Raw genomic sequence first — 22,279 nt, 5'->3', positions numbered from 1 at the left:
ACGAGACGACATGACGCAGCCCGGGCCGGCCGACGTACTCCCCCTGACCCCGCTCCAGGAGGGCCTGCTCTTCCACACTCTGTACGAGCACGAACGGGACGCCCCCGACGTGTACGTCGTTCAGCTGGTCTTCGAGCTCGAAGGCCCGGTGAACGCCGAGCGTCTGCGCGCCACCGCTCAGACACTGCTGGACCGTCACCCGAACCTGCGGGCGGCTTTCCGGCGGCGGCGCGGCGGCCAGCCGGTGCAGGTCGTCCCACGCCGGGCGACACTGCCGTGGGCGGAAACCGACCTGACCGGGCGAGCTGCCGACACCGAGAAGGCGTGGGCCGAACTGCTGGACGAGGACCGGGCCCTCGGGTTCGACCCGGCCACGCCTCCCGTCCTGCGCTGCACCCTGGTCCGCACCGGCGAGCGCCGCCACCGGCTCCTCGTCACCCATCACCACATCCTGCTCGACGGCTGGTCGGTCTCCGTGCTGCTGCGGGAACTGCTCACCCTGTACGCCGCCGACGGCGACCCGGCCGTGCTCGCGCCCGTCCCGCCGTACCGCACCTTCCTCACGTGGCTGGACCGCAGGGACCGTACCGCCGCCGAGGCCGCCTGGCGGGACGCGCTGGCCGACGTGACGGAACCGACCCGACTGGCCCCGGCCACCACGCAGGGCGCCACCGACCCGGCACAGGCGCGGACCGAGCTGTCGGCGGAGCTCGGAGCCGCCCTCACGGCATGCGCCCGGCGCCTCGGCGTGACCGTGAACACCCTCGTCCAGGGCGCCTGGGCGCTGCTGCTCGGCCGCCTGACCGGCCGCGACGACGTCGTCTTCGGCGCCACCGTCTCGGGCCGCCCGCCCGAACTGCCCGGTGTCGAGTCGATGGTCGGCCTGTTCATCAACACCATCCCGACGCGGGTCCGGCTGCGGCCCGAGGAGAGCCTGGGCGCCCTGCTCCGAGAGGTCCAGGACGGCTACGTCCGCCTCCTCGACCACCACCATCTCGGCCTGGCCGACATCCAGCGGGCCGTGGGCGTCCCGGAGCTCTTCGACAGCCTCGTGGTCTTCGAGAACTACCCGGTGGATCCACGTGCCACGGGCGCCGAGCGGGACACCGACAAAAACGCCGACGGGCGGGACACCGACGAAGACGGCGACGGGCGTGAAGGCGCCGGCGGCGGGCTCCGCGTCGTCGGCTCAAGCGGTCGCGACGCCACCCACTACCCCGTGACCCTCGTGGCCCTCCCCGGCTCCCGGCCCCGCTTCCGGCTGGCCTACCACCCGGGACTGTTCGACGCCGGCTGGGCCGACGCCACGCTCGCGCGGCTGGTGCGCATCCTCGAAGCGATGGCGGCCGACCCGGAACTCCCGCAGGGCCGCCTGGGGCTCCTGGCGCCCCCGGAACTCCCGCGGCGGACCCGGCTCACGCCGCCCGCGACCCGTACCCTCACCGACCTCTGGTCGGCCCAGGCCGCGGCCACCCCGGACGCCGACGCCGTACTGGACCGCGGCACCCGTCTCACGTACCGCGAACTGGACGCCCGGGCCGAGCGGTTGGCCGGTCGTCTCACCGCTCTCGGGGCGGGCCCCGAGCGGGTCGTCGGCATCGCTCTGCCCCGTACGGCGGAGCTGGTCGTCGCCGTCCTCGCCGTACTGAAGTCCGGTGCCGCCTATCTGCCGCTCGACCCCGCCTACCCGGCCGGCCGTCTCGCGTACATCGTCGCCGACGCCCGCCCGGTCGTCGTCCTCGCCACCGCCAAGACAGCGGGAGTGTTGCCGGAGGGCACACCCCTGCTCGATCCGGGCAGTGAGGTGACGGAGCGCCACCCTCACCTGCCCGCGCACTGCTCGGCACCGGACAACCTCGCCTACATCACCTACACATCCGGCTCCACGGGCCGCCCCAAGGGTGTTCTGGCCACACACCGCAACGCCGTCGAGTTCGTCGAGTGGACCCATGCGGAGTTCGGTCCCGAGCGGCTCGCCAAGGTGCTGTTCTCGACCTCGCTCAACTTCGACGTGTCGGTGTTCGAGATCTTCTCGCCGCTGCTGTGCGGCGGCCGAATCGAGATCGTGGAGAACCTCCTCGCCCTCACCGAGGGCACCCCCCGGGACGCCGGCCTGATCAGCGGCGTACCCACGGTCATGGCCACCGTGCTCGCCGAGCGCCCGGCCGTCTCACCGCACACGGTGGCCCTCGGCGGCGAACCGATCCCCGAACAGCTCCGCGCCGGCATCGAGGCCGCCTTCCCCGGGGCACGGCTCGTCAACTTCTACGGACCCACCGAGGCGACCATCTACGCCACCGCCTGGAAGTCCGACGCCGACCCCGACGACAAGGCCGGGCCGCCCATCGGCCGCCCCCTCGCCCGCAACGTCGTCCACCTCCTCGACCACGCGCTGCACCCCGTGCCCGACGGGGCCGTCGGCGAGGTGTACGTGGCGGGCGGCGGCCCGGCCCGCGGCTACCTCGGCAGGCCGGATCTGACGGCCGGGCGGTTCGTCGCCGACCCGTTCGGCGGACCGGGGGAACGCATGTACCGCACGGGCGACCTGGCGGTGCGTGGCTCCGACGGGCACCTGCGCTTCCTGGGCCGGGCCGACCATCAGGTGAAGCTCCGCGGCTTCCGGATCGAACTCGGCGAGATCGAAGCCGCACTCGCCGCGCATCCGGCCGTCGCCAAGGCGGCGGCCACGGTGCGGGAGGACCAGCACGGCGAGAAACGACTGGTCGCCTACGTCGTATGTCCACAAGCGGTGGCCGTGACCGCCGACGGCTTCCGCGACCACCTCGCCCGCACCCTCCCCGCCCACATGGTCCCCTCGGCGTTCGTCATGCTCGAAGCGCTCCCGCACACCGCCAGTGGCAAGCTGGACCGCAAGGCACTGCCCGCCCCCGACGCGCCGCTCACCGCGAAGACGGCTCCGCGTACCGGGCGGGAGGAGACCTTGCGCGCCATCTTCGCCGAGGTCCTCGGCCTCGCCCCGGATCGGGTCGGCGTCCACGACGGCTTCCTCGATCTCGGCGGCCACTCCCTGCTGGCTCCCCGCCTGACCTCGCGGATCAGCACCGAACTCGGCGTCGAACTGCCGCTGCGCGCCCTCTTCCAGACCCCGACCGTGGCGGCGCTGGCCCGACGTCTGGCCGAAGGCGACCGCCCGCGGACGCCCGACCGTCCCGCAGGCCCTTCCCATGAGTCGGGTACGGCCCCGGTGGGACCTCTGCTCGCGCTGCGCACCCGAGGCGACCTCGAACCTCTGTTCTGCCTTCCGCCGGCCTCGGGCCTGTCCTGGGGCTTCGCAGGGCTGGCCCGCCACCTCAGCCCCGGACGCCCGCTGTACGGCCTGCAGTCCCGCGGCCTGATCCCCGGTCAGGACCGGGCCGGCAGCCTGGCCGAGGTGGTCGCCGAGCACACCGCCCTCATCCGCGAGACACAGCCGCAGGGCCCGTATCACCTGCTCGGCTACTCCATGGGCGGCCTCGTCGCGTACGACATCGCCGTCGGCCTCCAGGCGGCCGGAGAGCAGGTCGCGCTCCTCGCACTGCTCGACTCCTTCCCCGGGGCCTGGATTCGACAGGGCCCCGCCCGGTCCGACCGCCCCGCGCTGCTGCGCAGCCTCCTCACCATCCTCGGCCGGCAGGTGCCCGAGGACGAGACGGAACCGCTGGCCGAGAGCCGGTTCGCGGAGCTGGTCCGCCGTGTACCCGACATGCCCGGCAGCCTCGACGACGCCGAACTGGCGGCCCTGGTCGACGTGACGGCGAACAACGGGCGTCTGCTGGGCGAGTTCGCCCCCCGGCCGTACCGCGGGGACCTGCTGTTCTTCACCGCCGCACAGGATCCGGACGCGGTCCCCGAACGGCACGGCTCCTGGCAGCCGTACGTCGAAGGCCGCATCGACAACCACGACATCCCCTGCACGCACGGAGAGATGACCCGGCCCACAGCACTGGACCTCATCGGCCCGGTGCTGGACAGCCGGCTCCGAAAGTAGTCCGAACGCACCGGACGCAACCGCCCCCACCGGAGGAACCGCGATGACCACCAACCCCTTCGACGACGACAGCATCGAGCACCTGGTCCTGGTGAACGACGAGGGCCAGCACTCCCTGTGGCCCGCCTTCGCCGAGATCCCGGCCGGCTGGACCGTCGTCCACGGCCGCGCGAGCCGCCAGTCCTGCGTGGACCACGTCGACGAGCACTGGACCGACATGCGCCCCAAGAGCCTGATCAGGGCCATGGGCGAGGAGCCATCGGCCCGGTGACCTCCCCAGCCACCCGAACGCCCCCTCGCAAGGAGAGACCGGCAGCCATGCCCACGGATGACCCCACCGACACGACCAACCCGACCGACACGACCAAGCTGGTGTGTCTTCCGTACGCCGGAGCGGGTGCCTCGTTCTACCGCCCCTGGGCCGCCCTGGCCGGTGAGGCGCTGGAGCTCGTGCCGCTCCAACTGCCCGGCCGTGAAAGGCTGATCGACGAGCAGCCCTACCGGGACGTGCACAAGGCCGTCGACGGACTCCTGCCCCGGCTGCGGGAACAGCTCGGCGACGGCGACCACAGAGCAGCTCTCTTCGGGCACAGCCTCGGTGCCGTGCTCGCCTACGAACTGGCACACCGCCTGGTCGCCGAGCCCGGCATCGAGCTCGTCCACCTGTTCGTCAGCGGGTCACCGCATCCTGGCCGGAGTCGTGAACAACGGGCCACCGGCCTGTCCGACGACGACTTCCTCGCCCGTGTCGGCGAGTTCGCGGGCTACCGCCATCCCGCGTTCGACGACCCGGAGATGCGCGAGATGCTCCTGCCCACCCTGCGCGCGGACGTCGAGATGCACGAGACCTACGTACCGAGCACTCCCCTTCCGCTGGACGCGCCCCTCACGGTCATCCGGGGCGAGGACGACACCCTGGTCGGCCACGACGACGCCGCGTCCTGGAACAAGGTGTCCGGCCGCGACTTCGAGCACGTCGAGATCCCCGGCGGCCACATGTATCTGACCGAGTCCACACCCGCGCTGGTCGACCTGATCGTCTCGAAGGTGCTCCAGCCGCCCCCCTCGCCCCTCTTCCCCCACACCTCCTCTTAAGCCCTCTCCATTTAAGCCCTCTCCATCCCTTTACGACTCCCAGGGAGTACCCGATGCGTCTGCACGGCAAGTCGGTCCTCATCACCGGCGCCGCCCGCGGACTCGGCAGAGCCGCCGCGGTCGCCTGCGCAGCCGAGGGCGCCGACCTCACCCTGCTGGACATCTGCGCCGACCTGCCGGGCGTGCCCTACCCGCTGGGCACTGTGGGGCAGTTGGAGCACACCGCCGCACTGTGCCGGGACGCCGGCGCGGCCGTCCTCACCGCGGAGGCCGACATCCGCGACACCCGAGGCATACGGGAGGCGGTGGCCCGCGCCGAGGACAGGTTCGGCCGGATCGACGTCGCCGTCAACAACGCGGGCATCGCGGCGCCCTCGGGCAAACCCGTGCACGAGATCGAAGAGGACGAGTGGTCCCTGATGATCGACGTGGATCTCTCGGGGGCCTGGCGGGTGATGCGCGCGGTCGGCGGGGCGATGAGCGCCCGGCGCGGCGGCAGCATCGTCAACGTCGCCTCCACCGCGGGGCTCGTCGGTTACCGGCATTTCGCCGGCTATGTCGCCGCCAAGCACGCCGTCGTCGGTCTCACCAAAGCCGCCGCGCTCGACTTCGCGCCGACGAAGGTGCGCGTGAACGCGGTCTGCCCGGGATCCGTGCGCGACGACGCGTGGGCCGAAGGCAGGATGCTCGCCGAGATCGCCAGGGCGCTGGACGTGCCCGTCCACGAGCACGAGAAGACCTTCGCCGAGGCACAGCCCATGAACGCGCTGATCGAACCCGAGGACGTCGCCGCCGCGATCGTCTTCCTGGCCTCGGACGAGTCCCGGCAGATCACCGGGTCGGTCCTGACCGTGGACGGCGGGTTCAGCGTCCGTTGAGCACCCTCCCCGGACGACGAGAACGACCAGAACGACCAGAACGACCAGAACGACAAGGAGTACGGCCCGTGTCCGCGTTGCTGTCCGATCCCCTCCCCCACACGCCCCAGTGCCACGCGCTGCGCGTCCGGTCAGGCCACTTTCCGGACCCCGCGGGCCGACCGGGTCTGTGGATCGAGGATGTCTCCGTGGCGGCGACGGACCCGCTCGCGCAGCGCCGACGCGCCACGGAACTCGCCCGCCCGAGCCGCGGTCCGCGCACCGTCCTCCTGCGCTACACCGACGGCCTGTCCGACCTGATCGTCGTCGCCCCGCGCGGGCGCTGGGACCGTACGGCCCTCGGCCGGCTGGCAGCCGGGAAGTCCGTGGCACCGACCTACGCCCAGCCGGCCCCCGAGACATCCCCGACCGCACCGGCGCCCGCCTGGGGACTCGGCGGCGACGGCCCCAGCGCGTCCCACGCCATCACCCTGGACCAGGGAGGCGACGAGGCGAGCTGGCTCACGGCACTCGCCGTCACCCTGCGCCGCTACGACCCGGACACCTCGCCGGTCATCGGCACCGACCGTGGCAGCTTCACCGTCGAACCGGCCGCCACGCTGGGCGAGTCGAAGCCCTCCCGTGCGACGGGCCCCGCACTCACGGGTCTGCTCTTCGATGCCGCCGCACAGGCCGCCGACGGCTCTGACCACTCGGACGGCACCGCCCTCCCCGAGGAGGGCGAGACCGAGACCGAGTACGTGCCCTGCCTCGCGCCCCCGTTCCCGCTCACCGTCTCCGTCCTGCGGGACTCGGGCGGTCTGCGACTGCGCTGCGACCACCTGAGCAGTCACTTCTCCGCGGAGATCGCGGCCCAGTTCGTACGGCACCTCGTGCACGTACATCAGCAGGTACTTCAACGCCCACAGACTCCGCCGGACGACGTAGAACTCCTCGACGAGGCGGAGCGCGCCCGCACAGCGGCGCTCGGCCGCCCGCCCCGTTCCCTGACCACCAGGCCGGTGAGCGTGCCCGGGGCGCTCGCCGGGATCGTGGCGGCGACGCCGGACCGCATCGCCGTGACCGACGGCGACACGGGCCTGACCTACCGCGAACTCGACGAGCAGGCCGCCCGGTCGGCATCCGGCCTGCGAGCACGCGGAGTCGGCGCCGGCGATCGGGTGGGAGTGTGCCTGGAGCGCTCCGCCGAACTCGTCGTCACCCTCCTCGCAGTGCTGAAGGCCGGCGCGACCTACGTGCCCGTCGACCCCGCCCACCCGGCGGACCGGCTCGCCCACACGGCACGGGACGCGGGTCTGGGCGTGGTGATCACCCGGCTCCCGGAGTTCCCGGCCGTGGCGGACTGCGTGCGGGTGACCCCGGACGAGCTGATGGACGAGCCGGAAGGCGGGTGGCCGCCGGAGCAGAACGCGAGCCCTCCGCCCCCCGCACCCGATGACGCCGCCTACGTCATCTACACCTCCGGCTCCACCGGCCGGCCCAAGGGAGTCGTCGTACCCCACCGCAACGTGATCGCCCTGGTCGACGCGACCCGCGACGAGTACGGGCTCTCAGAGGGCGGTTCAGAAGCGGACGTGTGGACCTGGTTCCACTCCAGTGCCTTCGACTTCTCGGTGTGGGAGATCTGGGGCTGTCTGCTGACCGGCGGGCGGCTGGTCGTGGTGCCGTACTTCGTCTCCCGTGAACCGGACCGCTTCCGTGACCTGCTCGTCGCCGAGAAGGTCACCGTGCTCAGCCTGACCCCGTCGGCCTTCGCCCAGCTCCTGGACGTCGACCACGCCGACGTCTCCGTCCGGCTCGTCCTCTTCGGCGGTGAGCCGCTGGACACGCGGATGCTGCTGCCCTGGTTCGACCGGCACCCCGAGAGGTCCTGCCGGGTGGTGAACATGTTCGGTATCACCGAGACCACCGTCCACGTCACCGAGCAGACCCTCACCCGGAAACTGGCGCTCGCCGCCACCCGCTCCGTCGGGCGCGCCCTGCCCGGCTGGCACCTTTACGTGGTGGACCCGGCCGGACGGCTGCTGCCGCCGGGGGTGGCGGGCGAGATATGCGTCGGCGGTGCCGGTGTGGCGCTCGGCTACCTGGGTCAGGAGGAGCTGACCGGCCGACGGTTCGTACCGGACCCGTTCACCGGCGGCACGATGTACCGCAGCGGCGACCTCGGACGCCTGCGCCCCGACGGGCGGCTCGACCACCTCGGGCGGATCGACAGCCAGGTGAAGATCCGCGGTTTCCGGATCGAGCTCGACGAGATCCGCTCCGTTCTGCTGGAGGACCCCGGCGTGCGCACCGCGGCGGTCCTGGTGCGCCGCGACGACCCGGCGGACGCCGCCACGGCCAGGATCGACGCCTACGTGGTCCTGTCGTCCGGGGGCGACCCCGCCGGGATCCGCGAGCGGGCCGCCGGCATCCTGCCCGACTACATGCTCCCTGCCACCGTCACGACGCTGGACGCCCTCCCGCTGACGCCCAACGGCAAACTCGACGCGGCGAAACTCCCCGCCCCGGCCGTCCTGCGCTCATCACCGCGGGACACGGCCCCGGCCGCTGCCGACGCCGACGGCCGCACCGCAATGCTGACGGAGATGACGGAGATCTGGAGCGACGTGTTGGGCGTGCCCGTGGCCCCGGACGACGACTTCTTCGAGCTCGGCGGCAACTCCCTGTTCGCCGTCCGAATCGGCGCCGCCCTGCGCGCCCGTGGCCTGCCGTCCCTGCGGCTGCGGGAGCTGTACCGGCACCCGACCGTCCGGGGAACGGTGGCGGCTCTCAGAACCATGGACGAGCACCTCCGGAAGTGACCGGGAGATCAGAACTGAGGATGTTCGCGGTGGAGCGGCCGGTGCGGGAACTGCGGCCGGTCTACCTTCCGGCGGATCCGGTCTCGCGGACGGCGCATCAGCCCGGCGAGCCGGCCCAGTGCGAGCTGTGGTTCCCGCCGGTGGACATCGCGCTGGGCTTCGGGCAGACCGGGCGCCCGCCGGTGCTGTGATGGTGGCTGGCTGTTCCCGGGTGATCACCGCGCGGATGCTGCCGTCGAGGCAGGCCGCCGATCTCGTGAGCGGGCACTGGGACCTGCTGTCCGGCTGGAATGCGGACCTCGCTGTGGATCGGCCGGGACCACGACATCCGCTACATCCGCCTGGACACCTGCGACCACTCCGTCCACCCGGGCTCATCTGGACGGCCGCCTGGTCGCCGAGCATGCGCGCTGCTGGGCCCGCCACCGAACACTGACCGACTCGGACCACGCCGATGCCGCCCCAGCGATGCCGGCGTCAGTACCGCCGGAGTGGGGCCGTCGCCGTCGGCGGTGGAGGTCGCGAGGCCGGATCTGCCGGCCTACGACCCCATCTGGACATGGCCGCCGAACTGGCCTTCCTCAGCTGTGCGTTGAAGGCACCGGCGGCCACCGATTCCAGGCAACCACCTCGCACGAAACATCCCGCCCAGCCACGTTTCCACAGCTCAGAACGTTTCTGCATAGATGACCACTGGTGGGGCGGGTGGGACTCGAACCCACGGCCGACGGATTATGAGTCCGCTGCTCTAACCGGCTGAGCTACCGCCCCATAGCGGCGTGTCGCGTACATGTGTGCGCGCCGTCTGCCGCAGCATAGCCGCTCATACGATCTCCTGCTTCGTGTGGTCGACTTCGCCTGCCCTCAAGGACTCCGCCGCGACCTGCACGGTTCCCGGGAATCGAGGCCGGACATGAAACCGGATATGAAAAAGGACCCCAACGGGGTCCTCGTTCAGCATGCTCCCCCGACTGGACTCGAACCAGTAACCTGCCGGTTAACAGCCGGCTGCTCTGCCAATTGAGCTACGGAGGACCGAGCTCCCCCGACTGGACTCGAACCAGTAACCTGCCGGTTAACAGCCGGCTGCTCTGCCAATTGAGCTACGGAGGAATGCCTCGTTGCATCGAACGTACCTACCTGGGTATTCGCCAGGGGGCGTGCGCTCGCTGCGACACATACATTAGCGCAAGCAGGGGGGTGCTCCGCCAATCGGTTCCCCTCGGCGTCGACGCCGCACCAGGGACCTACGGAAGGGAAGGGTGGCCGCCATGCGCTACCGGCTCACGTTCGTCATCGGAGTCGCCGTCGGTTACGTGCTCGGCACGCGCGCCGGACGCGAGCGCTACGAGCAGCTGAAGAAGACCGCGCGCCAGGTCGCGCAGAACCCCGCGGTCCGCAACACCGCCGAGACGGCGGCACAGCAGAGCCGCGTCTTCGCGGGCAAGGCGTACCACACGGTGACCGACAAGGTCGGCGACCGAGTCCCCGAGTCGGTCGCCCAACGAGTCCGCTCCCTGCGTGAGCGCAGCGCTCACAACGGCGGCGCGGAGGACGACTGGGGCACGAGCAACACGTAGGAGTACGTCTTGGGCGCACGGCGCGGCAGTAGCTCCCGGGCGCCGGGGACCGCACGCCGCCAAGGGGCGCGGGGCTGTATCGATGTGCGGCTCCGCCGCGTGGGCGCGACCAGCCCCCCACAACCCGCACCGAGACACAACCCGCACCCCCACGGCGCCCACGGCCCCAGCCAGCGCCGCGCTACGGCACAATTTGGGCCATGGGGATAGTCGCCGGGCTGGACAGTGCGCCCGATTTCACTCGCATCGTCGTCTGTGACACGGACACGGGCGCCGTGCTCAGGCAGGGGTACGCCCCGCATCCGGTGGAGTCGCCGGACGGCGGTGGCGCGCGTCCCTCCGACGTCGATCCGCAGGCCTGGCTGCTGTCCCTCGGGGAGGCGGCCGGCGGCGGGCTCCTCGAAGGTGTGCAGGCCATCGGCGTGTCGGCGCAGCAGAACGCGGTGGTCCCGCTCGACGCGCAGGGCAACACCGTGCGCCCCGCGATGGTCGGCGGCGACAAGCGGGCGCAGGTCGCGGCGGCCGATCTGATCGACGCGCTGGGCGGACGCGAGGCGTGGGCGCAGGCGGTGGGGTGTGTGCCGCAGGCCGCGCAGCCGGTGACCAAGTTGCGCTGGCTCGCCAAGACCGAGCCCGAGCACGCCGTACGCGCCGCCGTCCTCATGCAGGCGCACGACTGGCTGGTGTGGCAGCTTCTCGGGCGGCCCGTGAGAAGGACCACAGACCGGGGCGGCGCCTCCGGCACCGGCTACTGGTCGGCGGCCACCGCCGCCTACCGTTCCGACCTCGTCGAGCTGGCGCTCGGCCACCAGGCCATGCTCCCCGAGGTGATCGGGCCGGCGGACGCGGCCGGTACGACCCCGGAGGGCCTGCTCATCTCCGCGGGGACCGGCGAGACCATGGCCGCCGCCTTCGGGCTCGGCATCGGGCTGGGCGACGCCGTCGTGTCGCTCGGCGCGTCCGGGTCCGTGATGGCCGTCCACCCCGAGGCCCTCGTCGACAGCTCCGGGATGATCACCTCCCTGGCCGACGCCACCGGCATGCACCTCCCGGTCGTCACCACCCTCAACGCCGTACGCACTCTGCGCGGCGCCGCCGAACTCCTCGGTGCGCCCGATCTGGAGAGCCTGTCCGACCTGGCGATGAAGTCGACGCCGGGGGCTCATGGGCTCGTGCTGCTGCCCTATCTGGAAGGTGAGCGGACGCCGAGTCTGCCGCACACCGCGGGCACGCTGGCCGGGCTGCGGCGGGAGTCGATGAAGCCGGAGCATCTGGCGCGGGCCGCGTTCGAGGGGATGCTGTGCGGGCTCGCGGACGCGCTCGACGTGCTGCGCGGCCGGGGCGTCGAGGTGCGGCGGATCTTCCTGCTGGGGGCGGCCGCCGAGCTGCCCGCCGTGCAGGCCGCGGCGCCCATGCTCTTCGGCGCGCAGGTGGTCGTACCGCAGCCCGCGGACTACGCGGCGATCGGCGCCGCCCGGCAGGCCGCGTGGGCGCTCGGTGTGTCGCAGGGCTCGCTCGATCCGCGCACCCCGCCGGTCTGGCAGGGCGCGGCCGCGCAGGTCCTGGAGCCCGGCGAGGAGCTGGCGGTGGGGCAGGCGGTGCGGCAGCAGTTCGTGTCGGTGCGGGAGCAGACGCATCCCGGGGCGTTCCGGTCGTAGTGGTCCCGCGTTCCGGTCGTAGCGGAATGCAAGAGACCGGTAGGAGTCGCACCCGGAAGGCCGTACGGAGCCGCGCTGACGGCTTAATCAGTTGAGGTAACGCCACCGGAGTGTCCGACGATAGGGGCCAAGGGCAACCAGTCGCCCCGTCGTCGACTCCGAGAGAAGCAGCGTGCTCATACGACTTCTGCGGACCTACCTCAGTCCCTACCGAAAACCCATCGCCTGGCTGGTGCTGCTGCAGTTCCTGCAGACCTGCGCCACCCTCTACCTGCCCACGCTGAACGCGGACATCATCGACACGGGCGTCGTCAACGGCGACACCGGCTACATCCTGTCCTACGGCGCCCTGATGATCGGCGTCTCGCTGGCGCAGGTCGTGTGCAACATCGGTGCCGTGTACTACGGCGCGCGGACCGCGGCGGCGCTCGGGCGGGACGTACGGGCGGCCGTGTTCGACCGGGTGCAGTCGTTCTCGGCGCGTGAGGTCGGCCATTTCGGCGCGCCCTCGCTGATCACCCGTACGACCAATGACGTCCAGCAGGTGCAGATGCTGGCGCTGATGACGTTCACGCTGATGGTGTCGGCGCCGATCATGTGCGTGGGCGGCATCGTGCTGGCCCTCGGTCTGGATGTGCCGCTGTCCGGGGTGCTGGTCGCGGTCGTGCCGGTGCTCGGCATCAGTGTGACCTTGATCGTGCGGCGGCTGCGGCCGCTGTTCCGGACCATGCAGGAGCGCCTCGACACGGTGAACCGGGTGCTGCGCGAGCAGATCACCGGCAACCGGGTGATCCGTGCCTTCGTGCGCGACGAGTACGAGCAGCAGCGCTTCCGGAAGGCCAATGTCGAGCTCACCGAGATGGCGACGGGCACCGGCAACCTGCTCGCGCTGATGTTCCCGATCGTCATGACGGTGGTGAACCTGTCGTCCATCGCGGTGGTCTGGTTCGGGGCCCATCGCATCGACAGCGGCGGGATGCAGATCGGTGACCTGACCGCGTTCCTCGCCTATCTCATGCAGATCGTGATGTCCGTGATGATGGCCACCTTCATGTTCATGATGGTGCCGCGCGCGGAGGTGTGCGCCGAGCGCATCCAGGAGGTCCTGGGCACGGAGTCGAGTGTCGTGCCGCCGATGGCGCCGGTGCGGGAGCTGCGCCGCCATGGCCATCTGGAGATCCGGGGCGCCGGGTTCCGCTACCCGGGTGCCGAGGAGCCGGTGCTGAAGGCGATCGACCTGGTCGCGCTGCCGGGTGAGACGACGGCCGTGATCGGGTCGACCGGCAGCGGGAAGTCGACCCTGCTGGGGCTCGTCCCGCGGCTGTTCGACGCGACCGACGGGCGGGTGCTGGTGGACGGGGAGGATGTGGCGAACGTCGATCCGCAGCTGCTGGCGAAGACCGTGAGCCTCGTACCGCAGCGGCCGTACCTGTTCGCCGGGACGGTGGCGACCAACCTCCGCTACGGCAACCCGGACGCGACGGACGAGGAGCTGTGGCACGCGCTGGAGGTGGCGCAGGCCAAGGAGTTCGTGGAGCGGCTCGACGGCGGGCTCGACGCGCCCATCGCGCAGGGCGGCACGAACGTGTCGGGCGGTCAGCGGCAGCGCCTCGCCATCGCGCGGACGCTCGTCCAGCGCCCGGAGATCTACCTCTTCGACGACTCCTTCTCCGCCCTCGACTACGCGACGGACGCGGCACTGCGGGCGGCGCTCGCCCGCGAGACCTCCGAGGCGACCGTCGTCATCGTCGCCCAGCGCGTGGCGACGATCCGGGACGCCGACCGGATCGTCGTGCTCGACGAGGGGCGGGTCGTCGGCACGGGCCGGCACCACGAGCTGATGGCGGACAACGAGACATACCGGGAGATCGTGCTCTCCCAGCTGACGGAAGCGGAGGCTGCCTGATGGCCGGGCCGATGGGGCGGATGATGGCCGGCGGGGGCCCCGATCAGCACTCGCTGGACTTCAAGGTGTCGGGCAGGCGGCTGGTCGCCCAGTTCCAGCCCGAGCGGCTCACCATCTACGCGCTGCTGTTCTGCGTGGTGGTGAGTGTGGGGCTGTCGGTCGCCGGGCCGAAGATCCTCGGCGAGGCCACCGACCTGGTCTTCGCGGGCATCGTCGGGCGGCAGTTCGAGGCCGGGATGACCAAGGAGCAGGTTCTCGCGTCCATGCGGGAGCGCGGCGACAGCGAGATCGCCGACATGCTCCGCAGCACCGACTTCACGCCGGGCGAGGGCATCGACTTCGGCGCGGTGGGCAGCGTGCTGCTGTTCGCGCTCGCCGTGTTCGTCGTCGCCGGTCTGCTGATGGCGGTGGCGACGCGGCTGGTGAACCGGGCCGTGAACCGCACCATGTACCGGATGCGCGAGGACGTCCAGGCGAAGCTGTCGCGGCTGCCGCTGTCGTACTTCGACAAGCGGCAGCGCGGTGAGGTGCTGTCGCGGGCGACCAACGACATCGACAACATCGGGCAGACGCTGCAGCAGTCGATGGGCCAGCTCATCAACTCCGTGCTCACCATCATCGGTGTGCTGGCGATGATGTTCTGGGTGTCGTGGCTGCTGGCGCTGGTCGCGCTGGTGACCGTGCCGTTGTCGTTCATGGTCGCCACGCGCGTCGGCAAGCGGTCGCAGCCGCACTTCGTGCAGCAGTGGCGGTCGACCGGCAAGCTCAACGCGCACGTCGAGGAGATGTACACCGGGCACACGCTGGTGAAGGTGTTCGGGCGGCAGGAGCAGTCGGCCAAGCAGTTCGCCGAGCAGAACGAGGCGCTGTACGAGGCCGGGTTCAAGGCGCAGTTCAACAGCGGGATCATGCAGCCGCTGATGCTGTTCGTGTCGAACATCAACTATGTGCTCGTCGCGGTCGTCGGCGGTCTGCGGGTCGCGTCGGGCTCGCTGTCGATCGGTGACGTGCAGGCCTTCATCCAGTACTCGCGGCAGTTCTCGATGCCGCTGACGCAGGTCGCCTCGATGGCGAACCTCGTGCAGTCGGGTGTCGCGTCCGCCGAGCGGGTCTTCGAGCTCCTGGACGCGGAGGAGCAGGAGGCCGATCCCGTGCCGGGGGTGCGGCCGGAGGAGCTGCGGGGGCGGGTGGCGCTGGAGGGCGTGTCCTTCCGGTACGACCCCGAGAAGCCGCTGATCGAGGACCTGTCGCTGACGGTGGAACCCGGGCACACGGTCGCGATCGTCGGTCCGACGGGGGCCGGCAAGACGACGCTGGTGAACCTGCTGATGCGGTTCTACGACGTCTCGTCCGGACGCATCACCCTCGACGGGGTCGACATCGCGCGGATGTCCCGGGACGAACTGCGGGCCGGGATCGGGATGGTGCTGCAGGACACCTGGCTGTTCGGCGGCACGATCGCGGAGAACATCGCGTACGGGGCGTCCAGGGACGTGAACCGGGGGGAGATCGAGGAGGCGGCGCGGGCCGCTCACGCCGACCGGTTCATCCGTACGCTGCCCGACGGGTACGACACGGTGATCGACGACGAGGGCAGCGGGGTGAGCGCCGGTGAGAAGCAGCTCATCACCATCGCTCGGGCGTTCCTGTCCGACCCGGTGATCCTGGTGCTGGACGAGGCGACCTCGTCGGTCGACACCCGTACCGAGGTGCTGATCCAGAAGGCCATGGCCAAGCTGGCGCACGGGCGTACGTCGTTCGTCATCGCGCACCGTCTGTCGACGATCCGGGACGCGGACACGATCCTCGTCATGGAGAACGGGTCGATCGTGGAACAGGGCGCGCACGGGGAACTGTTGGCGGCCGACGGGGCTTATGCGCGGTTGTACAAGGCGCAGTTCGCGCAGGCGGTGGCCGAGGTCGACTGACGTCGTGACCCGGCGCCGGGCTGAGGCCGGGTGGGTGCACTCGCCCGCGTTGGCGGGGTGCCGCTGCGCCCACCCGTGCCGCCCCAGCGGCACGACTGCCCGCAGCTGCGGCGGGCGTACGGAGCCGACTGCTCGGGTGGGCGCCGCCCCAGGGGCACGGCTGCCCGAAGAGCTACGGCGCCATGCGACTGACGGCGGCTGGACCCACCTAGGGGCGCGGGGAACTGCGCGACCAGCCCCCACCGGACCGCGGACGGCATCAGTCCAGATAGCCCCTCAGCTGATCCGCAAATGCATGGTCCCTCAGTTTGTTCAGGGTCTTCGACTCGATCTGGCGGATGCGTTCCCTGGTCACGCCGAAGATGCGGCCTATCTCCTCCAACGTGCGGGGGCGGCCGTCCGCCAGGCCGTACCTCAGTTGTACGACCTTCCGCTCCCGCTCCCCCAGCGTCGACAGGACCGCCTCCAGGTGCTCCCTGAGCAGCAGGAACGCCGCCGACTCGACCGGGGACGTCGCGTCGCCGTCCTCGATGAGGTCGCCGAGCGCCACGTCGTCCTCCTCGCCCACGGGGGCGTGCAGGGACACCGGTTCCTGGGCCAGGCGCAGGACCTCGCTGACGCGCTCGGGCAGGAGGTCGAGGTGGGCGGCCACCTCTTCCGGCGTCGGTTCGTAGCCGCGTTCCTGCAGCATGCGGCGCTGGACCCGGACAACCCGGTTGATCAACTCGACGACGTGGACCGGGACGCGGATGGTGCGGGCCTGGTCGGCGAGGGCGCGGGACATGGCCTGGCGGATCCACCAGGTGGCGTACGTCGAGAACTTGTAGCCACGGGCGTAGTCGAACTTCTCCACGGCCCGGATCAGGCCGAGGTTCCCCTCCTGGACGAGGTCCAGCATGGTCAGGCCGCGGCCGACGTACCTCTTCGCCACGGACACGACGAGCCGCAGGTTGGCCTCGATCAGCCGCCGCTTGGCCATCCGGCCCATGACGACCAGGCGGTCCAGGTCGAGGGCGAGCCGGCTCTCCAGATCGGGGGTGCTGCTCAGCTTCTCCTCGGCGAACAGGCCGGCCTCCACGCGGCGGGCCAGTTCGACCTCCTCGGCCGCGGTGAGGAGGGGGATACGGCCGATCTCCCGCAGGTACTGGCGGAACAGGTCGGAGGAGGGACCGCTGTTGTCGGCGCGGGCCCGGGCCGGCAACGGCGCTTCGACCGGCTCGGCGGCGTCGGCGGCCTCGGCGCCGTCCAGGGCCTCCGCGGGCGGTTCAGCGGGCTCGGGCGAGGCCTCCGGCTCCGTCTCGGGGTGGTGCGCGACACGGCTCTGCGGCGGCACCGCGACGAGAACGTCGGCCTCCGCATCCGGCTCGGTGCTGTCAGCGCCGGTCGCGGTACTGGCGTCGGTCTGGACGAGGGTCTGGGTCTGCACGGGGGCGACCTCCAGGGTGATCGCTGCCGAGGCGTACGGCAGCGCTGCTTCGAGGGCGGAGTCGGCGGCCTCGCCGCTGTCCGTCCCGTACGCGATGAGCGGAACCGCGGGGGTGTGGGACCCGTGGGGAACGGGTCGGCCGCGCTCCGAGGACTCAGGCACCGGAACCCAGTGTGGAGTACGACACATCGCCGCCACGAGGGGCGTGCGGTGACTTTTTGAGTCCGGTGCGTGACCGAGCGGTTACCCAGTCGTACGCGAATCGCGCGAATCGCTCAGAGCGCCGCCGCGCCCTGCCCCCGCAATGCCTGGTCGTACTGCTGCAACACCCACAGTTCGTTCTGGACGGCGGCCAGTTGGGCCGGGTCGCCGCCCGCGCCCAGGCGGGCCAGTTGGCTCTGGATGTCGCGGACGCGGCGTTCCACGGCGCGGCGGCGGACCGTCACGAGTTGTTCGCCGGCGTAGTTCTCGTCGACCGTCCTGCGCATGATCGCCTCGACCGCCAGCTCCGTGACCATCGCGCGGACCTGGTCGTCGGGGGCCGCCTCGCGGACGCGGACCAGATACTCCTGCGCGTCCTGGATGCCGTACTCGGCGCCGCCCGCGTCCATGATCGCCTGGCGTACGGCGGCGTACGGCGCGGCGGTGAACTCGTCGACGCCGTACGCGTCGAACGCCGGGGAGACCAACTCGGGGCGCTGGAGGGCGAGTTTGAGGAGTTCGCGTTCGGTGGCGTAGACGGGGTTGCGCAGGGTCAGGGCCGGGCCGGAGGCGCGGGGGCCGGGGGCGGCGTCGTACTGCTGTTGCGGGTTGCGGGAGCCCGGGCCGGACGCGGGCGCCTGTCCTCTGCCGCCCCGCTCCCGCGCCCAACGCGCCAGCTGTGCCACCCGCTTCACCACGAACTGGGTGTCGAGGATGCCGAGCATGCCCGCGAGCTGGACGGCCACCTCGTGCTGGGCGCCGCTGTTCTTGATGCGGGCGACGATGGGCGCCGCCTCGTCCAGCGCGGCGGCGCGGCCGGCCGGGGTGTCGAGGTCGTAGCGCAGGACGATCTGGCGCAGCGCGAACTCGAAGAGCGGCGTACGCGGTTCGGCCAGCTCGGCGACCGCCTCGTCGCCCTTCGCCAGGCGCAGTTCGCAGGGGTCCATGCCGTCCGGCGCGATCGCGATGTACGTCTCGGCGGCGAACTTCTGGTCGTCCTCGAAGGCGCGCAGGGCCGCCTTCTGGCCTGCCGCGTCGCCGTCGAAGGTGAAGATGACGCGGGCCGAGCCGTTGTCCATCAGCAGTCGGCGCAGGATCCGGATGTGCTCGCCGCCGAAGGCCGTACCGCAGGTCGCGATGGCCGTGGTGACGCCGGCGAGGTGGCAGGCCATGACGTCCGTGTAGCCCTCGACGACGACGGCCCGGCTGGACTTGGCGATGTGCTGCTTCGCGAGGTCGATGCCGTACAGGACCTGGGACTTCTTGTAGATCGCCGTGTCTGGGGTGTTGAGGTACTTGGGCCCGTTGTCGGCCTCGTACAGCTTGCGCGCGCCGAAGCCGACCACGTCGCCGCCGATGTCGCGGATCGGCCACATCAGACGGCCCCGGAAGCGGTCGATGGGGCCGCGGCGGCCCTCCTGCGCGAGCCCGGAGAGGAGGAGCTCCTTGTCGGCGAAGCCCTTGCCGCGGAGGTAGCGGGTGAGGTGGTCCCAGCCCTGGGGGCTGTAGCCGACGCCGAAGTGGACCGCGGCGGCCTGGTCGAAGCCGCGCTCGGCGAGGAAGATACGGCCGGTGTCGGCCTCGGGGCTGGTGGCGAGCTGCTCGGCGTACCACTCGGCGGCGATCTTGTGGGCCTCGACCAGGCGGATGCGCTCGCCGCGCTGGTGGGAGGGGTTGTACCCGCCCTCCTCGTAGCGCAGGGTGATGCCGGCCTGGGCGGCGAGGCGCTCGACCGCCTCGGAGAAGGAGAGGTGGTCGACCTTCATCACGAACGTGATGGTGTCGCCGCCCTCCTGGCAGCCGAAGCAGTGGAAGAGCCCCTTGCTCGGGCTGACCTGGAAGGACGGCGACTTCTCGTCATGGAAGGGGCACAGCCCCTTGAGGTTCCCGCCGCCCGCGCCGCGCAGCTGGAGGTACTCGGACACCACGGCGTCGATCGGGACCGCGTCCCGTACCGCCTTCACGTCCTCGTCGTTGATCCGTCCTGCCACGCGTGAATTCTACGGGGGCGGACTGACACATCTGGCGCGAGCTCTACGCCCTGGGGGCGGGGCTGTATCGATATGCGGCTCCGCCGCGTGGGCGCGACCAGCCACAGCCAACCCGCACCCGCGAGACGACGAAACCCAGCAGACGACTAGGCGATCAGCCCCTCAAGCGCGACATGGGGATCCGCCAAAGCATCCGTGTCGACCCGCGCCCTGGAACGAATCAGCCGCTGGATCGGCTCTGTGACGTCCCACACGTTCACGTTCATCCCGGCCAGCACCCGGCCGTCCCTGACCCAGAACGCGATGAACTCCCGCTTCCCCGCGTCCCCCCGGATCACCACTTCGTCGTACGACCCCGGCGGCGCCCAGCCGGAGTACTCCATCCCCAAGTCGTACTGGTCGGAGAAGAAGTACGGCAGACGGTCGTAGGTGACGTCCTGCCCGAGCATCGCCCGCGCCGCCGCCGGGCCGCCGTTCAGTGCGTTGGCCCAGTGCTCCACCCGCAGCCGGGTGCCGAACAGGGTGTGCGGGAAGGAGGCCACGTCCCCGGCCGCGTAGATGTCGGGGTCGGAGGTGCGCAGCTGTTCGTTCACCACCACGCCGCCACCGTTCGTACGGTCGGCGATCTGCAGCCCGGCCGCCTCCGCGAGAGCGACCCGCGGGGCCGCTCCGATCGCCGCCAGGACGTCGTGCGCGGGGTGCTCCTCGCCGTCGTCCGTACGGGCGGCCAGCACCATGCCGTCCTGGCCGACGATCTCCGTCAGCCGCCTGCCGAAGTGGAAGCGCACCCCGTGCTCGCGGTGCAGCTCGGCGAAGAGTCCGCCGATCTCGGGGCCCAGGACGCCGTGCAGGGGAGTCGGATCCGGCCCGACGACCGTGACCTCCGCGCCGTACTCGCGGGCCGCCGCCGCGACCTCCAGGCCGATCCAGCCGGTGCCGGCGATCACGATGTGGCCGTTGTCGCGGCCGAGCGAGGCCAGGACCCCCTTGAGGCGCTCGGCGTGCGCGAGGCGGCGCAGGTGGTGGACGCCGGCCAGGTCCGTGCCCGGGATGTCCAGGCGGCGCGGCTCGGCGCCGGTGGCCAGCAGGAGCTTGTCGTAGTGGACGACCGTGCCGTCCTCGCCGAACCGCACCGTCTTCGCCGTACGGTCGATCGCGTCGACGGTCTGGCCCGGGTGCAGCTCGATGTCGTTGCGCGCGTACCAGGCGGGCTCGTGCACGAAGACGCTGTCGCGCTCCTCCTTGCCGAGGAGGTAGCCCTTGGAGAGGGGCGGGCGCTCGTACGGGTGGTCGCGCTCGTCGCAGATCAGTATCACCCGCCCGGTGAAGCCCTCCGCCCGGAGCGTCTCGGCCGCCTTCGCGCCGGCGAGTCCGCCTCCGACGATGACGAATGTCTGATCCGCGTCGACCACTTGATGCCTCCTCGTAAGGGTGCCGCCACACGAGCGTCCCGCACGCAGCGTGATGCGGGAAGAGGGGGTGACCCGATCAGGCCACGCAGGGTCACTTTCGAGTGCCCGTTCGTCCCGTGTGTCCCACCCGTCGCGGGTGGGTGATCGCACCCCGGAGGAGCCCGGCGGAGCAGAGGAGGCGGGCGGCGCCTGCCTCCTCCGGGACAGGCGCTCCCCCACCGCGCCAAGGGTGCCTCGATGGCCGGGAGTTGTCGGGACATTCGCTCAGAACGCGATGAGAAGAGTCCGTTCCGCGGGGCCCGCCCGTTCCGTGGCTATGGGGGAGGAGTTCAGCAAACGCTTGCAGACGCATCGGGGACGCATGCTGCGCATCGACTTCACCGCGGAGGACCTGAACCGATTCCGGGTCGCCGGCCAACCGGACCCGCTGTGGGAGACCGTGCTGAGCCTGATGCGGCTGCAGGACCGCAGCGCCGCGCTGGTCTTCGATCCCTGGCGGCGCGAGGTGCGCGCCGGGCTCCCCGGGCCGGGCTGACCTCGATGGCGGCCGCGCTGATGCCGGTCGCGCGCCGCGCCTCGTACTTTCCGGACTTCCTGACCCCCGGGCAGGGCGTCGCGGATCTGGACGCGGGCATCGACCTGGTGCTCGGCAGGCCGAAGCGGCGGCTCACGCGCGAGCTGTCGATGCTGTCCCCGCAGGCCCTTCCGCCGGGGATAAGGCGGCTGGGCGAGGGCGATCAAGGTGGGCTGATCATGTTCCGCAGCCGCGAGCGCTGGAACTGCTCGGGGAGGCGCTGCGCCGCCATTACGCGGTGGCGGTGGAGCCGTATCTCCCGGCGATCCGCGCGGCGGTGGCGGCGGACCGCTCGATCCGGGCGGAGGCGGCGCTGAGCGCGGGCCCTCAGGGCCCGATCTCCAGCTACGACACGGTCGTCGGCCGGGAGGAGGAGGCGCTGGTCGCCGACTACCCCTTCGACCGGGGGCTACGGCTGGAGGGGCGCCCGCTGACGATCGTCCCGGCCTTCTCTTCGTCCGCACCCCGGTGACGCTCGCCGACCCGGACCTCGCCCCCGTCCTGGTCCATCCGCTGAACCCGGCACCCGGCTGGCCGGCCCGCTCCCGGCGGGCGGCCACCGAGCAGCTGCCGGTGGCCCAGCTCATCGGCCCGACCCGGGCCGTGGTCCTGGACGCCCTGGCACATCCGCGCACCACGAACGAGCTCGCCGAACTCCTCCAGCTCACCCCGCCGACGGCCAGCCGGCATGCGACGGTGCTGCGGGAGGCCGGGCTGGTGTAGTCACGGCGGCAGGGGAACCGGGTGTTCCATCTGCGGACCCGGCTCGGCAACGCGCTGATGGACGGTGCGCTTCAGCCCACGGTGCTCTTTGGCCCACGGTGCTCTTTGGCCCACG

At 71.4% G+C, this 22,279-nt stretch carries 16 protein-coding genes and 3 tRNA genes; 13 read left to right on the top strand and 6 right to left on the bottom strand.

The window, feature by feature from the left end; all coding sequences use genetic code 11:
* Positions 1-10: 10 nt before the first annotated feature.
* The 6 genes from QQM39_RS31505 (at position 11) to QQM39_RS31480 (ending at position 8,956) form a co-directional block, all read left to right on the top strand.
* Positions 11-3,988 carry an amino acid adenylation domain-containing protein gene (locus tag QQM39_RS31505; RefSeq protein WP_302000931.1) on the top strand — a complete coding sequence of 1,326 codons (3,978 nt, stop codon included), beginning with the start codon at positions 11-13 and terminating at the stop codon, positions 3,986-3,988.
* A gap of 43 nt (positions 3,989-4,031) precedes the next feature.
* Positions 4,032-4,259, top strand: a complete 228-nt coding sequence (locus QQM39_RS31500) for an MbtH family protein (RefSeq protein WP_302000930.1) — start codon at positions 4,032-4,034, stop codon at positions 4,257-4,259.
* Between the two features lie 47 nt (positions 4,260-4,306).
* Complete coding sequence (locus QQM39_RS31495; RefSeq protein WP_302000929.1) at positions 4,307-5,083, top strand: thioesterase II family protein; 777 nt, start codon at positions 4,307-4,309, stop codon at positions 5,081-5,083.
* 53 nt (positions 5,084-5,136) lie between these two features.
* On the top strand, positions 5,137-5,961 hold the full coding sequence (locus QQM39_RS31490; protein ID WP_302000928.1) for an SDR family oxidoreductase: 825 nt from the start codon (positions 5,137-5,139) through the stop codon (positions 5,959-5,961).
* Between the two features lie 68 nt (positions 5,962-6,029).
* Positions 6,030-8,765, top strand: a complete 2,736-nt coding sequence (locus QQM39_RS31485; protein WP_302000927.1) for an amino acid adenylation domain-containing protein — start codon at positions 6,030-6,032, stop codon at positions 8,763-8,765.
* On the top strand, positions 8,762-8,956 hold the full coding sequence (locus QQM39_RS31480) for a hypothetical protein (protein ID WP_302000926.1): 195 nt from the start codon (positions 8,762-8,764) through the stop codon (positions 8,954-8,956). Before QQM39_RS31485 ends, QQM39_RS31480 begins: the two co-directional genes overlap by 4 nt.
* 503 nt (positions 8,957-9,459) lie before the next feature.
* On the opposite strand, the gene QQM39_RS31475 is transcribed toward QQM39_RS31480, so the two are convergent.
* The 3 genes from QQM39_RS31475 to QQM39_RS31465 all read right to left on the bottom strand — a co-directional run bounded on the left by QQM39_RS31475 (position 9,460) and on the right by QQM39_RS31465 (position 9,878).
* A tRNA-Ile gene (locus QQM39_RS31475) sits at positions 9,460-9,536 on the bottom strand.
* Between the two features lie 191 nt (positions 9,537-9,727).
* Positions 9,728-9,800, bottom strand: a tRNA-Asn gene (locus tag QQM39_RS31470).
* Between the two features lie 5 nt (positions 9,801-9,805).
* Positions 9,806-9,878, bottom strand: a tRNA-Asn gene (locus QQM39_RS31465).
* A 158-nt stretch (positions 9,879-10,036) separates the two neighbouring features.
* Between QQM39_RS31465 and QQM39_RS31460 the strand changes: the two genes are divergently transcribed.
* The 4 genes from QQM39_RS31460 (at position 10,037) to QQM39_RS31445 (ending at position 15,837) form a co-directional block, all read left to right on the top strand.
* Positions 10,037-10,345 carry a YtxH domain-containing protein gene (locus QQM39_RS31460; RefSeq protein WP_302000925.1) on the top strand — a complete coding sequence of 103 codons (309 nt, stop codon included), beginning with the start codon at positions 10,037-10,039 and terminating at the stop codon, positions 10,343-10,345.
* A gap of 200 nt (positions 10,346-10,545) precedes the next feature.
* The gene (locus QQM39_RS31455; RefSeq protein WP_302000924.1) at positions 10,546-12,003 is read left to right on the top strand and encodes an FGGY-family carbohydrate kinase; all 1,458 of its coding nucleotides are present in this window, start codon (positions 10,546-10,548) and stop codon (positions 12,001-12,003) included.
* A gap of 172 nt (positions 12,004-12,175) precedes the next feature.
* On the top strand, positions 12,176-13,909 hold the full coding sequence (locus QQM39_RS31450; RefSeq protein ID WP_302000923.1) for an ABC transporter ATP-binding protein: 1,734 nt from the start codon (positions 12,176-12,178) through the stop codon (positions 13,907-13,909).
* Entirely contained in the window at positions 13,909-15,837 is a 1,929-nt protein-coding gene (locus tag QQM39_RS31445) for an ABC transporter ATP-binding protein (RefSeq protein ID WP_302000922.1), read from the top strand. Before QQM39_RS31450 ends, QQM39_RS31445 begins: the two co-directional genes overlap by 1 nt.
* Positions 15,838-16,096: 259 nt before the next feature.
* Here QQM39_RS31445 and QQM39_RS31440 read toward each other — a convergent pair whose 3' ends face one another.
* The 3 genes from QQM39_RS31440 to QQM39_RS31430 form a co-directional block, all read right to left on the bottom strand.
* Positions 16,097-17,425, bottom strand: coding sequence for an RNA polymerase sigma factor (locus QQM39_RS31440; protein ID WP_302000921.1), 1,329 nt, complete (start codon positions 17,423-17,425; stop codon positions 16,097-16,099).
* 113 nt (positions 17,426-17,538) lie between these two features.
* Positions 17,539-19,455: a DNA primase gene (gene dnaG, locus QQM39_RS31435; RefSeq protein WP_302000920.1), complete on the bottom strand. Its 1,917-nt coding sequence runs from the start codon at positions 19,453-19,455 to the stop codon at positions 17,539-17,541.
* Positions 19,456-19,601: 146 nt separating this feature from the next.
* Positions 19,602-20,867 carry an NAD(P)/FAD-dependent oxidoreductase gene (locus QQM39_RS31430; RefSeq protein ID WP_302000919.1) on the bottom strand — a complete coding sequence of 422 codons (1,266 nt, stop codon included), beginning with the start codon at positions 20,865-20,867 and terminating at the stop codon, positions 19,602-19,604.
* Between the two features lie 340 nt (positions 20,868-21,207).
* Here QQM39_RS31430 and QQM39_RS31425 point away from each other — a divergent pair, with 340 nt between their 5' ends.
* From QQM39_RS31425 to QQM39_RS31415, 3 genes are all read left to right on the top strand, one after another.
* Positions 21,208-21,402, top strand: coding sequence for a hypothetical protein (locus tag QQM39_RS31425; protein WP_302000918.1), 195 nt, complete (start codon positions 21,208-21,210; stop codon positions 21,400-21,402).
* A 283-nt stretch (positions 21,403-21,685) separates the two neighbouring features.
* Positions 21,686-21,913 (top strand): hypothetical protein, encoded by a 228-nt coding sequence (locus QQM39_RS31420; RefSeq protein ID WP_302000917.1) that lies wholly within the window; start codon positions 21,686-21,688, stop codon positions 21,911-21,913.
* Positions 21,910-22,164: a winged helix-turn-helix domain-containing protein gene (locus tag QQM39_RS31415; RefSeq protein ID WP_302000916.1), complete on the top strand. Its 255-nt coding sequence runs from the start codon at positions 21,910-21,912 to the stop codon at positions 22,162-22,164. Before QQM39_RS31420 ends, QQM39_RS31415 begins: the two co-directional genes overlap by 4 nt.
* The last annotated feature ends 115 nt before the right edge of the window (positions 22,165-22,279 follow it).

It is taken from the genome of Streptomyces sp. DT2A-34 (genome assembly GCF_030499515.1).
Lineage (GTDB): Bacteria > Actinomycetota > Actinomycetes > Streptomycetales > Streptomycetaceae > Streptomyces.
Note: the sequence above shows the minus strand (reverse complement) of the source record. Positions and strands in the feature narration are given on the sequence as shown.